The sequence below is a fragment of the Aquimarina mycalae genome, from assembly GCF_029906345.1.
Classification (GTDB): Bacteria; Bacteroidota; Bacteroidia; order Flavobacteriales; family Flavobacteriaceae; genus Aquimarina.
Map to the genome: position 1 here is coordinate 381330 of NZ_JARYGY010000004.1, position 16889 is coordinate 398218.

Sequence of the window (16889 nt, forward strand, 5' to 3'; positions counted from 1 at the left end):
ATATTAAGTAAACTCAACCCCAAAAATAACAGCTTATGAAACTAGCAGTACACATCAGATCAGCTGTAATACTATTGACATTTTTATGCATTGGCATAAAAGGTCTAGTTGCACAAGAAGTACCTTTTACAACTCCTTTAGGTAATGCCAGTAGCCTTACCATAGAAGGAGATTTGCAGATTATTTCGAACGCAATTACCGGTCTTAGTGGTGACCAGAGTGGTACGGGAAATGCATTTTTTATTGGAGACACAACCAATTATGATCCTAATGATCCATATGATGGTGGTGCGTATAATGATCAACTGACACAGGATTATATTGACGTAGATAGTGACGCTTCAACATTTAGCTCCAGTAGTGCTGACTTCACTGCGAGCTCAACTTGTGCACAAATAGCGTATGCAGGATTGTACTGGTCTGCTACCTATTATATTGATCGAGTAGATGCTGCCAATGGTAATGATGCACCACAGTTATCTAATCTTCCATTACCAGATTCTAGACCAGATTTTAAAACGGTTAGATTAATGATGCCTGGTACTACGAATTATATTGACGTAACTGCTGAAGCTGGGGATGCAGGAACGATTTATGATGGATATAGAAATACTTCAACAAATCCTAATGACACTGCTAGTAATGATATTCCTTATGTGTGTTATGCCGATATTACTGCCGAACTACAATCTTTAGCAGACCCTGCAACAGGAGAAGCAAGAGCAGACGGAACCTATACAGTAGCCAATGTACGATCAGCTACTGGACTTACAGAATCAGGTAGTGGTATTTCTGCGGGATGGGTGATGGTAATCATTTATGAAGACCCAACCTTATCAAGAAAATTCTTTAGTACAAATCATGGATTCTTAGAGATCGAATGTGAATCAACATCTGCCTTTGAGCTCGCACTTAACACTGGAACTTTTGCTGGCCAAGGAGTAAATCATACGCAAAATAACTTCAGCCCAGGAAGTGTATCAGTACCAAATTACCCTGCTTTATTGACAGCAGATTTAGTATTGGTAGACGATGGAAATGGTACTACAGATGATGGTTGTCAAGGTTTAGTGAATGCAGCAGCAGTAAATGGTAATATAGCTGTAATCAGAAGAGGTAGTTGTGCATTTACACAAAAGGTACTGAATGCTCAAAACGCAGGAGCAATAGCTGTTGTAATTGTGAATAATGATGGCGGAAATGGAACCCTTACTATGACAGGTAATGGTACTGGAATTACGATTCCAGCAGTGATGATTGGTAATATTAGTGGAAACAATATTATTACCGATATGACAGGGAATACGGTAAACGCATCGCTTACAGACAATTTGCCTGTGGGCTGTGTAAATCCTCCTGAAACATTTACATATACAGGATTCCAGACATTACCACCTCCTAATGATATTAGAGCTAGATTTGGAGTAGCTGCCTTAGAAGGAGATTTTGGGTTAGTAGGTGATGGATTAGCGATACAAGCTGCTCCTCTTGGAGGGTTTGAGATTCCTTTATCAGCGGATCCAGTAAATGGAGCAACTAACTTTTTTAATAGTTCTATTTCTGTAGATGGTAACTATAATACTGCCCGTAACCCTAATTCAGAAAATACATTAGGGTTTGATGCAGATATTTTTGATGTACCTAATACAGGTAATTCAGTAATCGGAAACAATCAAACTCAAGTAGACTTTACTGCAAGTACAGAAGGGGATCGTTATCGAATTTTCTTAAACACATTTAGTATCGAAATTATAGAACCAGAACTATCTGTCTTTAAAAGAGTATTGGATATAAATGGTGTTGATATTACTGGAGGCGATGTAATATTGGGGCAACAGTTATTTTATGAAATTACAGTACAAAATACGGGTAACGAAAGTGTTACAAATGCTTTTATTGATGATATTTTGCCAGCTAATGTTGATTATGTTGGAGGCACTATTACTACCCCATCGGGAGTAACAGCTACGTTTACAAATGGAAATAGAGAAGTAAGGTTTGATTTTGCTGACAGTGTAGTAGAGCGTTTTGATGGGCCTTTAACCATTCGTTTTGGAGTTGAGGTAGTAAGTAGTTGTTCAGAACTACGAGATGCTTGTAGTAATGAAATTGAGAATATAGCTACGGCAACATATACAGGATTAATTTCTACAGTGACTAATTCTGGAGAGGATAGTGTATTAGGACAAGATGCTTGTAGTTTTGACATTGCAGGAGCTTCTAATTTCTTGATTAATTTAGATAGTTGTGATGGAAACTTTAGTGCATTTTTATGTACAGGTACATTAGATCTTACCGCAGGAGGAGGTTTTCCAAACTATGTCTGGACCGATTTAGGAACAGGTGCAGTTGTAGGTAATAGTCAAACATTAACAGTAAGTGCTGGAGGTGTATATAGAGTAGATAAAACAGGGAACCCTGATTGTGCCGATTTATTTGAAATCTGGACAGTTACCGCATTTAATACAGTTACAAACCCTGTTATCGATATTGCAAATGATCCTACAGTAAATGGTAATATTAGAACTTGTCCTATTACGGGAGATGCTTTACCAGAGATATTTTTATGTGGGGCGACAGATTCTCAGTATCTGGATTCTGGATTTGTAGATGCTACCAACATTGTTTGGGAAAGATTAGATCCAGCAGCCTGTCCTGCAGTGACAAGAGATGAGGATTGCCCAACATTAGACAGTACCTGTGATCCAGATTGGGTTCAGGTTGCTACAACTAGAGATTTTACAGTTACAGATGCAGGAGAATATAGAATACGTGTAGAGTTTGATGGTAATTGTAATATAGATTTTTATTTCAATGTCTTTAAGAATAATTTCGAGCCTAATTTAGTAATCGTAAGAGATATCGTATGTAATATTCCTGGAACATTACGAGTACAAAATTCTTCAACTGAATACGAATATCAACTAATCACACCTTTATCAGGTACAGTAATTGGATACCAAGCATCACCAGAATTTACAGGATTGACAGAACAAGGTACATATACCGTAAATGTTCGTCAGAGTAATGGTCTGCCTACGGCTTGTGTATTCCAAGCGACTCAGTTTATGGAGGAACTAGACTCGACAGTATCAATTACTCCTGTTAGTCCTTCTTGTCCAAGTGATCAAGGAGAGATTCAGATTCAGGTAACAGATGGTGATAGTAATTATACCTATAATATTAGTAGTACAACCACTGCATTTACTGCAAGTGAAGGTCCAACAACTGATCCTAATCATATTTTTACAGGCTTAGATCCTGATGTATATGATGTAGAGGTATTATCGTATGATGGAGAGTGTATCGATACACAACAGGTAACGATTAACACACCAGCTGCGTTTACTGCAACGGCAATTTTAGATGCAGATCTAAGCTGTACAGATGCAGAAATAAGAATTGAAGTAACAGGTGGTTCAGGAAACTTTGTATATTCTTTCCAAGGGAATCCAGCAAGTCAGCAAGGATCAAACATATTTGTAATCACTGCGGACGGAACCTACACATTTACAGTAGCAGATACTACTACGGGTTGTACGATTGACACAAATTCTGTTACAGTAAATCCATACACTGTTGTTGAGGCAACTGTTGCCGGTACAGATCCAATTTGTCCAAGTGGTTTAGGTTCTATTTTAGTTACTGTAACTGCTGGCGAAGGCCCATTTACATATGACCTGGATGCAGGAACACAAGTTGTAACCAGTAACGCTACTACCCAAACATTTAGCAATATAACCATAGGAACTCATGTAATTAACGTTTTTGATCGTTTCGGATGTGCCATAAACACGCCAATAAATGTTACGTTAACAGGAGCTACAGCAATAACAGCAGACATTGCCATTACAGATGATTATCGATGTGATGCAACTGGTTCGCCATTTATTCCTGGAGAAATTACGGTTTCTAATCCACAGAATGGTAACGGAAATTATGAATATAGTATAGACGGAACGGATTTCACTAATACTACAGGTGTCTTTGGAGGCCTTACCGATGGTACATATACGTTATATATAAGAGACACAGATACAGCTGCATGTCCAGTTAATTTAGGAGATTTGACTATTGATCCGTTAGCTACAGTTGATGATATAACATTTTCGGTTCCAGGAGCTTCTAATTGTGTTACTCAAAGTTTTAATATAACTGCTATAGGACAACCTGTTGGACCAACGTATACTTATAGCATAACTCCCGCACCTATATCAGGAAATTCAACTACAGGAGATTTTAGACTTCGAAGAGGTATAGTTTATACAATTACTGCTACTAATACTGCTAGTGGATGTTCATATTCAGAAGATTTTAGTGAAAATGGTTTACCAGAGATACAAATCACGAGCTCAGTTCAGACAAATCCAGTAACATGTAATGGAGGAGGTGATGGAGAATTTTCTTTTACAGTAATCAATAGTACTTCTTTTGACTATACTATTACGGGCCCATCTACCAATATTACCGGTACAGCTTCTGGAGCTGATCCTATAACAACAGTCATAGGGTCATTACCTGCTGGAACTTACACCATTGATATTGTTGATAGAAGCATTACACCTCCCGCCAACAACTGTACAGATTCTGCACAGGTGACAATAACTGAACCAACGAATCCTATAACAATAGATACAGCAGTAGCTACAGATGCATTTTGTGGAAACCCTGTTGGTACTATTACAGTTACGGCTTCTGGTGGTCTTGGTAATTTTGTATATAGTTTAGATAATGTAACTTTCCAAACATCTAATGTGTTTACTGGTTTAGCTGCAGGTTCTTATACTGTTTATGTGAATGATGATAATGGAAATAACACATTGTGTACGGCTACAACTCCCGTGACTATTAATGCAACGGGTGTCCCAACACTTGCACTTGCAGGTGGTGATCTATGTTATGATACTACGAATGCCGCAAGTAGAGAAATTACAATTACAGGAGGAGTAGGGCCATATACGTATAGTGTTAATGGCGGAGGACCAGTTGCAGTAGCGACAACTCCAACCTTTACGATTCCTAATCTTACACCAGGTAGTTATAGTGTAGTGGTCACTGATAGTAATAGTTGTGTTTCTGCTCCAATAAATTTTGATATCCAACCACAACTTACTATTACTGCCAACCTAACAAAAGATATTACATGTGCACCAAATGCAGATGCGACTATAGAGTTTGTAATAACAGGAGGAAACGGAACCAATGTAATTGATATAATTCGAGATGGAACTGTAATAGAAGCAAATTATACAGGAGGTTCTCCTTATTCTACAAGTGTAGGTGGAACCTACGAAATTAGAGTAACGGATGCAGAAAATTGTACAGCAACTTCTGCTCCAATAGTAGTAAACCCTTATATACCATTAGCGGCTACAGCAGTAGGTACAGATCCTTTCTGTCCTGCTGATCCAGGTTCTATTCTGGTTACAGTGACAGCTGGAGATGGGCCTTATACATATGACTTAGATGGTGGAGCGCAAACAGTAACTATTGCTGCCAACACATATACATTCAATAATGTAGCAATTGGTGCGCATACAATTACCGTAAGTGATCCTCTAGGGTGTGTATTGAGCCCAGCATTGAATGTTACAATTACTGCACCAACTCCGATTACTGCGACGCCAACCCTTACTCAAGACTATAGTTGTGATGCCGCAGGAACTGGCTTTATTTTTGGAACAATAACGATTACTGGTGCTGCCAATGGTAATGGAAGTTATGAATATAGTATAGACGGAACGGATTTCACTAATACTACTGGGGTTTTCACTGGTTTAACAGATGGAACCTATACATTATACATCAGAGATACGAATACAGCTAGTTGTCCAGTTACATTAGCGCCTCAAATTACTATTGATCCATTACAAGAAGTAACGGATCTTGATTTCACGTTGGGTCAGGTACAATGTCCTGCATTGGAATCTACTGTAGTGGTTGCTGCAACAGGAACTAATGGACCTAGTACTTTTGAATATCGTATTTCTGCACCTGCAGGAAGTGTAACGGTATTTAGTATAAATGACACCTATAATTTGGCAGCAGGAGATACTTATACTTTCGAAGCAAGAACGACTGCAGATGGTTGTATCTATACAGAGGATATTACGATTGACAATATAGACGCAATTGTAGTAAATGGAACTGCAACAGCAGAACCTACTTGTAATGCAGATACAGATGGCTCTCTTTCTTTTGAAGTTACTGGTGTTGATTTAACAGCTACCACTTATAGCTATACGGTTACTGGTGGAAATGTACCAATTGCACCAATTAATGGTGCTGGTGAAACTGCTTCTACAATATCGGATGCAACAGTTGCAGCTTTAGGAAACTTAGGTGCAGGAACCTATACAATTACAGTAACAGACGATATTACTAATTGTATGGCTACAGATACCGTTATTATTAATGAGCCTACAGTTCTTGGTTTTACAGAAGTGGTTGATGCTGCTGATTGTGGAGCAAGTACAGGAATTATTACGATAACAGCCTCTGGAGGTAGAGGAGGATATGAATATGAATTACGTGATGCTGCAGGCGTTGTAGTTTTAGTAGCATACCAAGCTAGTGATGTATTTACAGGATTAGCTGGAGGAACATATACTGTTTTTGTTCGTGATGGTAATAGTGCTGCTGCTTGTGAGTTTTCACGTCAGGTTATTGTGGGACAAACATCACCTGGTTCGATACTAGCTGTGACAGGAGGGGATGCTTGTTATGATACTACAAATCAAGCCAGCCAGTGGATTACCATTACAGGAGGAGTAGGACCATATACCTATATTTTAGATGGAAATGCTCCAGTGGCTGTTACCCTCTTAGCACCACCTAATCCGGCAAATACTTTTGAAATAACAGGATTAACTCCTGGTACATATAGTCTTTTTGTAAATGATGTAAACAATTGTTCTACACCAGCGATTAATTTTACAATTGCTGATGAGTTAACGATTGCGGCTTCTTTAACTCAAGATTTAACTTGTATTATTGGTAATGAAAATGCTATTATAGATATTACTACGACTGGTGGTAACGGAGGAAATACTTTTGAACTTAGTACCAATGGAGGTGCATATGTGGCTTATGGAGGACCTTTCCCATTTACAACACTAACCGCTGGAACTTACCAATTTAGAGTTACTGATGCGGCTGTGCCAACAGCTTGTCAGGCAGAAACTGCAATAATAACAGTTACGCCTGCACCTGCACCGGTAGCAACAGTAGTTCCTACGGATATTTTCTGTAACGGAGATACAACAGGTATTATTACATTTACTATTGATACGACAGTTGGAACAGGTCCTTATGAGACAAGTATAGACAATGGAGGTACTTTTTCTTCGCAAACTGTATATTCTGGACTTGCAGCTGGAACGTATAACTATGTGGTAAGAGATGCTAAACAATGTACACTTACAGGTACTGTAACGGTTGATGAACCCGATGCGATCACTGCAGATATACGAGCTACTCCTGTGAGTTGTGCTGGAGGGACATTTTCTTATGGTACCGTTATTGTTGAGAATGTTGCTGGGGGTACCACAGGTGCTATAGGATATACATATACATTATTTAATTCAGATGGAACATTGGTAACCGCTGCAAGTGCTTTACCTGCAGTATTTACTACTGGAAACACTGTAACCACGACTGTTGATAATTTTACTTTTGGAGAAGTTAATTTTGGAACTTATTATATTACTGTAGAGGATGAAAATAGTTGTTTAATTACTACTAGTACTGTTACAGTATCGAGTCCACCAGATGATTTAGATATTGTATTTGAACCAGGACCTTCGGATTGTAATGCTACAGGAGCAGTATATGATATTGCAATTGTTAATGGAGCCAGTCCATATCAGATAAGACTAGTAGGTGAACCAGCACCTCTAGGTACTTTTAACCTTACTAATGGATTAGCAACTAATTTTCCTGGTCCTCCATTTATTCCTGATGCTTCAGTTGGAGGAAACTTACATAGATTTACTGGTTTATTGTTTGGTGTTTCTTATATAGTGGAGATTCAAGATGCTGGAGGGTGTATTTATAGAGAAACATTGGCACCGCAGACAAATGTTGCCTCGCCAACAGTAACATTAGATACTTTAAGTAATATTAGTTGTAATGGCCTTACCGATGGATCTATTACAGTAGATGTTACAGCTTTTGCAGGTGTTGGCTTGCAATGGGAGTTATTCAATAGTGCTACAGGAGCTTCTATATTAACAAATAACGACGCTGCGGCTACAGATCCTTATTCGTTAAACATACCAAATCTAGGTATTGGTAATTATACTTTAGCTGTTGCTACCCCAACAGATCCTTTCTGTACGGGAACGATTAACTTTAGTATTACAGAACCACCTTTATTAGAACTTGTTTTCATATCGCAAACTGCTGCTAATTGTAACATTGATGCAGAAGTAGTAGTGAATGGTCAAGGAGGAACTCCACCATATCAATATGCTGCTGTTTTGGATGGAGCGGCTGCTCCTGCAATCGGTGCTTATGGTCCAAGTAGTACATTAGTATTAGATCCAGCTTTAGGATTAGATTGGGATATTTATGTTATTGATTCTAGTGTAACAGTTGCGGCTCCAGGTTTTTGTTCTGCAGGTCCGTTGGATGTTAGTATAGTAGAGACACCTGATCCAGTTTTTACAAGTGTTCCTAATTTTGTAGATGACCCTTGTACATTTGATAATGATTATACACTTACAGTACTTGCAACTGGCTCAACAGCATTAGAGTTTGGTATTGATGATGGAGATACTGGAACTGCAGATGCTCCAGTATTTGTTGCGGGAACTCCAACAGGAAACCCTAATGAATATACCTATACATATACTATAGCAGGACCAAGTGTTGATCAGTATACACTTACTGTTAGAGATGCTAATGGATGTTTTGATACAGACGATATTATAGTATATGAAGAACTGATAGTGGATGCAGATTTCTCTACAGAACCTAACTGTACAGATGCCGATGGTCAAATTACAGTTACCGTAACTGGTGGATCTGACTTCACAGTAAATCCTGGAAACTTTACTTTTGTACTGACAGGATCAGATAGTGGAGGATCACCAGTTGGTCCTATATCACAAACGGGAGCAGGAGGAAACATTTTCACGCTGGTTTCTGTAGGAACATATACTGTTACAGTTACTGATATAGGGATTGGACCTGCGCCTGCGGGTTGTTCTGCAAGTGATGATGTGTCAAGAGTAATACCTAATAATCCAACGGTAGTTGCTACTCCTACAAATACATTGTGTGTAGGCGCAACTGATGGATCCATATTGGTAACTACACCAGTTGGACCAGATACCCCATATACTTATCAGTTATTTGATTTTACAGGAGGAGTTCAAGGTTTACAGATAGGACCAGACCAAACAGATGATCCGTTATTTGATGGGTTAGGAGATGGAGAATATTTGGTAATTGTTACTTCTACAATTAATGGTTGTACTGCACAAGATGATGCAACTATTGTTGATCCTAGTCAAGTGATGGCAACTCCATCTCAAAACACATATAGCTGTGCAGCTGATAATAGCGAAGTATTCCCTGATATTACTATTGATATTGTAGACGGAACACCTCCTTATACGATTTCTTATACTGGGCCTAGTATTACTGTTACGAATCAACCAGTCACAGGAACACAGTTTATTATTGATGCTGATGTTGCAGGTAATTATGATATTACAGTTACAGATAGTAATAATTGTCCGTTTGTAATACCAACAGTTGTTGTTCCTGCGTTCCCAGCAATTACAGGAGAAACGGTAGTAAGAGATGCTACAGCTGTGAATTTAGGTGCAATTTCTTGTGATAACCCAGAAACAGTATTGGTTTCTATAGCCGATGATGGTTTAGGTACAGGAGATTATATTTTTGAAGTACTTGAGACAGGTGCAATTGTGGATACTGCTTTATTGGATTTAGATGCACAGTTTACTTTACCTGACGTTGGTATTTACACATTTGAAATTACCGATGAGAGAACAGGATGTTCAGTTACGACTACTTATGAAGTGATGCCGTTTGATACAATAGCAGCTACTTTGAACTTAGTTACTGATGTCTTATGTTTTGGTGATACTTCAGGAGAAGTTAACCTTAATATAACAGGGTATACAGGAACATATAATTATACAGTTACCAATACAGTTACAAGTACAGTTACTGCAACTGGGGCTGGAGATACAGCAGTATCTAACCCATTATTAATTGGTACTTTGCTAGCAGGAACATATGAAGTTACAGTAGAAGCATTAGATGCGCCTTTCTGTGATGAGACTACGAATAGAGCTACTATTGCACAACCTGCAGAATTAACATTAGATTTCTTAAGTGCTACTACTGCTAACTGTAATGAAGCACTATCAGATGTAGTTGTAGATGCGGATGGTGGAGTTGGACCATATAATTATGCGTATGTAGCTGGAGTTCTGCCACAACCGAACCCAGGAACATTCCCTGAATCGGATACCTTTAGTTTAGACCCTCTAGTGAGTTTAAATTGGGTAGTATTTGTTCAGGATGCTAATGGATGTATCGTTTCTACTCAAATAGCAATTCCAGCACCGACGCCAGATCCAGTATTAGATCCAATACCTCCTTTTGTTGATGATGCGTGTAATTTTGATAATGACTATACGTTTACTGTAACAGCATCTGGTTTTGGACAATTAACATATCAATTGGATGCAGGAGTTCCAGAACCTGGAAACGTAAGTAATACAGAACATCAATTTATGGTTACTGGACCTGGAACGTATACAGTTACAGTGTATGATGGTAATAACTGTCCATCTAATCAAGAAAGTATAACAGTACTTGAAGAACTTATAGTAGATGCGACTTTTACTACAGATCCAACTTGTTTAGACGCTAATGGAACCATTACCGCGACTGTGACGGGAGGTTCTGGAGGAGTTATTACTTATACTTTAGAAGATTTAGGGCCACCAGTATCCGTCTTTGCAACGAATACTACAGGAGTATTTATAAATGTTCCTGCTGGTGATTATAGAGTAATCGCGTTAGATCCAGGAGCAAGTGCTGCGGGATGTACAGATGATTTCTTGATTTCATTTGATGTACCAGAGGAACCAATATTAGTATTAGAAGAAAATGAACCAGTATCGTGTATTGGAGATAGCGACGGATTTATATTAGTAAGCCTACAAACAGGAACAGATGGCGATAGTCCTTTTGTTTACGAATTATATGATTTCACAGGAGGAATACAGGGAGCATTATTACAAGGGCCTCAAACTGATGATCCATTGTTTGATGGATTGGCTGCAGGAGATTACCAAGTAATAGTTACTTCTGCCAATTCTTGTGTAGACACATTAGAGCCAATTACTATTGCGAGTCCTACTCAGGTAACGGCGACTGCTTCACAAAACACATATAGTTGTGACCCTACGGATAATAGTGAAATATTCCCAGACATTACTGTTGATATTGTGGATGGAACACCTCCATATTCGATATCATATACAGGTCCTGGTATTACAGTTACGAATCAACCAGTAACAGGAACACAGTTTATTATTGACGCGGATGTATCTGGTAACTATGATATCACTGTTTTTGACGATAATAATTGTTCATTTGCAGTTCCAACAGAAGTAGTAAATCCTTTCCCAATAATGACCAATCCTACGGTTACTTTAGTGGATAGAATTACTTGTGATGCTCCAAATGCTGAGGTTGTAACTGTTTCAGTAGATAGAATTACTGGTAATGTAGCTGGATTTGAGTTTGATGTTCTTCCTGTTGGAGGAACGGATGTACAAACTGTACCTGAAGATGTTTCTGGTACAACAACCGCTACTGTGAATCTACCAGCTGTTGGAAATTATGTGATTAGAATTACTGATCTTGATACAGGATGTTATATAGATACTGCTCCATATGAAGTAGCTCCATTCGACACTATTATAGCTACGGCTGCTTTAGTAACCGATGTTGCTTGCTTTGGAGACTCGAACGGTGAGATAAATTTAGATGTTTCTATGTATACAGGAACGTATAACTATACGGTTACAAATACTGTTACGAGTACAGTTACTGCGACTGGATCTGGAGATACTGCCGTAGCTAATCCATTATTAATAGGTAGTTTACCAGCAGGAACATATGAAATTTTTGTAGAAGCGTTGGATACACCTTTCTGTGATGAAACAACAAATAGAGTTACACTAGCTTCGCCAGCTGAATTAGCAGTTGCTGTCAATCCAGTGTCAGCTGAAACTTGTAACCCAGGAGATGATGCTTCAATTCAGGCAGTTGGAACTGGAGGAACTGGAACAATTGAGTATCAATTAGAACAGCCTGCAGGGACACCATTAATTGCTTATGGAGTGGTTACTAATGGATTGTTTGAGAATTTAGATGCAGGTACTTATACGGTAAGTGTAAGGGATGCTAGCTTATGTGTAGCTTCACAAGACATTACCATTAATGCTCCAACTGTAACAAGTGTGGTTGCTGTAGAGACTAGTTCTTTACTCTGTTTTGATAGTGTAGATGCAGCAATTACTGCAACAGCTAGTGGAGGTCAAGGACCAGGTACTTATTTATTTAGTATTACAAATCCTAATGGTACCACCTCTGCACAGTTTACGAGTACTACAGATACCTTTATTTTCAACGATTTAGGACCAGGTACATATACCATTAATGTTACAGATAACCTTAATTGTGAGTCAACCGATACTGTTACAATTACTGCTCCAACAGAGGTTATGGTAACTGTAGATACCGTTAGAGACCCTAGTTGTACGGATCCTACTGCTGATATACAAGTAACAGGATCAGGAGGAACACCTCCTTACGAATATAGTATTGATGGAGTAACATTTGTTGCTGGTGATACATTTACCTCTCTTGTAGAAGGTGACTACCAGTTCTATGTAAGAGATGATAATGGATGTATTGGAGGTCCATCGAATACAGTTCCAGTAAGAGCACCAGAGGATCTTGCAGTTGTGCTGGATTTAGGAAATACAGCAATTATATGTTTCAGTCAGGCTACAGGATCTATAGATTCTGAAGTTACAGGAGGATTAGGTAACTATATGTATACATTAATAGGAACTGATTACCTTGGAGTAGGTGTTAATATTGGTCCACAAACCGAGAGTTTCTTTGGAGATTTATTGGCAGGTGATTATACATATAGAGTAACTAGTGAAGATTGTGGTCCAGAAGATACTGTATTTACAATTACACAGCCAACAGAGTTTGTTGCTCTTGCTACTACTGAAGATATTACTTGTAATGGAGAAACAGATGGTAGAATTGTTGTAACAGCTACTGGAGGTACTGCACCATATTTCTATTCTTTATATGATAGTGCGGGTAATGCTTTATTTACCTTCTTGGAAGATGATATTGACGGTGTTGCAGGTGAGCATATTTTTGATGAGCTTGCTGCTGATACGTATCGAGTGGAGGTAGAAGATATTAATGGATGTCCAGAGACGATATTAGATCTTATTATTAACGAACCTCTTGCTATTGATGGTTCTGTTTTATCCACAACCGCAGAATCATGTGCAGGTTTTGCAGATGGTACAGCTACGGTATCAATAACAGGTGGTACGATTGGTCCTGACCCGCTAAACCCAGTATACTTCTGGAGTATAGACGGTGTTACTTTCTTACCAGTTGCCGATCCTGCTAATTTGGTAATCACTGACCTTCCAGGAGGAATAACTACATTGTTTATAAGAGACTTTAATAATAGTCCAAACTGTGAGTTCCCATTGAACTTAGATATTACTCCAGGAGTTGTTTTAAATGGAGTTTTAAGTGATAGAATAGATTGTCCAGTAATTGATCCTGTTACAGGAGCAGTTGTGGATGAAATCTATTATATCGACTTCATTTTAGGAGACGATTCTGTAACCACAGATATTATTTATTCGTTAGTAGATCCTAATGACAATACGATTGTTTTCGATAGTAATATGACAGGAACATTTACAGTGAATCCTGGTACTTACGAAGGATTGATGTTACATGCATCAGGATGTGAGATGTCTGCAGGTACGATAGAGGTTGAAGAATACACTCCTTTATCGGTTCCAATTGCGCAGATGACAGGTAATGCACAAGATCCTAATGAGTATGAGATTATTGTTACAGGAGGAAGTGGAGATTACACTTATTTTGTTGCAATAATTCCAAACGGATCAACAGTAAATGATTTAACAGATGCTGATTATAGAGAGTTAGATGAGAATATATTCTCTATTGATGAAACAGCTGAATATGCACTAAGAGTAGTGGATAATTTAGCCTGTGAAGTAATAGGAATTCAGGAATTAACATTTATTAATATTGTTATTCCTAATTACTTTACTCCTGATGGAGATGGTACCAATGATGTATGGTATCCAAGACAAGATAGTTCTAATCCAGCTGGTGATCCTTTCTTCTTTAGTGATATGGAGGTTAAGGTATTCGACAGATATGGTAGATTGTTAGCCGAGTTTGTTGGAGATGAAGAAGGATGGGATGGTATTTACCAAGGAAGCGAATTACCATCAGGAGATTATTGGTTTACAATTATCTTAAATGATATTGATAATAGAGAGTTTACAGGTCACTTTACTTTATACAGATAATAAGTATGAGAACGTACACAAGACATATGATAATAGCTATAGTTTTATTAATTACTATAGCAAGTACTAGGAGTTATGCTCAGGAGTTTTTTGCGCCAGTTCAGAACCAATATATTGCAGACAATCCATATTTAATTTCTAGTGCATATGCTGGGATTGGTGATTGCTGGCAAGTTCGCGCTTCTGGTTTTGAACAATGGGTTAATATTGCAGATTCTCCAGGCACACAATCCGTGTCTATAGATGGGCGTATATCAGATCGTTCAGGAGTGGGTGCTATATTGTTTAACGATCAGAATGGTTTTACAACGCAAAAAGGTGTTCAATTATCTTTTGCACATCACCTAACGTTGAACGAGTACACCAATCAATATTTGTCTTTTGGTATCAGTTATAAGTTTACGCAATTCGGTATTGATACCTCTGAGTTTAATGATGGTGACCCAAATTTACCTCCAAGTCAGTCATTACAGAATGTTACAGTTAATAACTCTAACTTTGATATTGGGGTGTTATATCGTTTAGGTAGGTTTTTCTTAAGCGCCAATGCTGTCAATTTATTACAGAAAGAGATAGACGATTTTAATCCTACAGAGCCATCTTCGATACAGAATTACTATGTGTATTCTGGATATACTTTTTATGATCGATTTACGGATATAGAAGTTGAACCTTCAGTATTATATCAAAATTTTGCAGGTGATGGAAGAAGTACAGCAGATTTAAATTTAAAGGTTAGAAAACTGCATAGAGGAGATTATTATTGGGCAGGTGTAAGTTTAAGATCGTTAGTTGATCAGGATTTTAAACCCTTATCTGTATCTCCAATGATAGGAATTAAGAAAGCTAACTTTTATGTAGCCTATGGTTATCAGATAAATGTAAACGAAGTATTTGATGCAAGTAGTGCTGCAGGATCTCATATGATTACACTAGGGATAGACTTTGGTTGTAGACAGAGTAAATGTGGATGTACATATTAATTCATAAAAATATATAAATGTAAAACCTGCCTATAAGGCAGGTTTTTTTAGTTGCATACAATAATTCTTTACAATTTAATAGAATATTGATAGTAACATTTTGCGTGTTCAAGACACTAACATATGAGGATAAAAATTGTACCTAATAACTAACAGAATTAATGAAAATAAAATTACTTTTTAAGTATCTAGTTATACTTGTGTTTACGAATCTACTGGGTACGTTGAGCTCTATAGCTCAAGAGGTGGCTTTTAAGGCTCCTTTGAACAATGCAAGTAGCATTACCGTAAAAGGAGATATGAAAATCATTGCTAATGCTATAACAGGCCTTAGTGGTGATCAAAGTCAAACAGGGAATCCATTTTTCTCTGGAGATACCACAAATTATAACCCTAACGATCCTTATAATGGAGGTTCATATAATGATCGATTAACACTTGATTATATTGATATTGATAGCGATGCTACTACATTTAGTTCTAGTAGTGCAGATTTTATAAGTGGAGTTGACTGCCCTAAAATTGCTTACGCTGGATTATATTGGTCTGCGACTTATTTTGTAGATAGAATTGATGCTGCTAACGGAAACAACAGTCCACAATTAGACAATCTTCCATTAGTAGACTCCAGGCCAGATTTTAAGACAATTAAACTTAAATTACCTGGTGCATCTACCTATATCGATGTGACTGCAGAATCAGGAAATGATGGTACTATATATGATGGATATAGAAACACTCCAACAAATCCAAATGATAATGCAAGTAATGATATTCCATATGTATGTTATGCAGATGTGACTGCTACTCTTAAAACATTGGCTAATCCTGATGGTACATATACTGTTGCTAATGTACGATCGGCAACAGGGCTTACAGCAGCTGGTAGTGGTATTTCTTCTGGTTGGGCAATGGTCATAATATATGAAGACCCTGCTTTAAGCAGAAAATATTTTAGTACACAGCATGGATTTTTAGAGATTGCTTGTGAAAATGAATTCGAATTAGGTATTAATAATGGAGCATTAGCTGGGCAAGGGTTTTCTCATACGGATAATATTTTTAATCCTGGAAATGTACCTTTACCAGAATATCCGTCTGGATTGACAGGAGATTTGGTATTGGTAGATGATAATGATGATCAATCAGGGGCAGGAACTACAGATGATGGATGTCAGACTTTAATTAATACAACAGCTGTAAATGGTAAGATAGCAGTGTTGCGAAGAGGCTAATGCAGTTT

Annotated in this window: 3 protein-coding genes; all 3 read left to right on the plus strand. The window is 37.9% G+C overall.

The window, feature by feature from the left end; genetic code table 11:
* Window positions 1–35: 35 nt before the first annotated feature.
* The 3 genes from QBK95_RS11880 to QBK95_RS11890 all read left to right on the plus strand — a co-directional run bounded on the left by QBK95_RS11880 (window position 36) and on the right by QBK95_RS11890 (window position 16881).
* Window positions 36–14663 carry a T9SS type B sorting domain-containing protein gene (locus QBK95_RS11880; RefSeq protein ID WP_280933956.1) on the plus strand — a complete coding sequence of 4876 codons (14628 nt, stop codon included), beginning with the start codon at window positions 36–38 and terminating at the stop codon, window positions 14661–14663.
* A 5-nt stretch (window positions 14664–14668) separates the two neighbouring features.
* Complete coding sequence (locus QBK95_RS11885; RefSeq protein ID WP_280933959.1) at window positions 14669–15646, plus strand: PorP/SprF family type IX secretion system membrane protein; 978 nt, start codon at window positions 14669–14671, stop codon at window positions 15644–15646.
* 161 nt (window positions 15647–15807) lie between these two features.
* Window positions 15808–16881, plus strand: coding sequence for a hypothetical protein (locus QBK95_RS11890; protein ID WP_280933961.1), 1074 nt, complete (start codon window positions 15808–15810; stop codon window positions 16879–16881).
* Window positions 16882–16889: the final 8 nt, after the last annotated feature.

Bases quoted from the DNA above. Each gene is read 5' to 3' on its own strand.
- QBK95_RS11885 (WP_280933959.1), top strand. From the start codon at position 14,669: ATGAGAACGTACACAAGACATATGATAATAGCTATAGTTTTATTAATT.
- QBK95_RS11890 (WP_280933961.1), top strand. From the start codon at position 15,808: ATGAAAATAAAATTACTTTTTAAGTATCTAGTTATACTTGTGTTTACG.
- QBK95_RS11880 (WP_280933956.1), top strand. From the start codon at position 36: ATGAAACTAGCAGTACACATCAGATCAGCTGTAATACTATTGACATTT.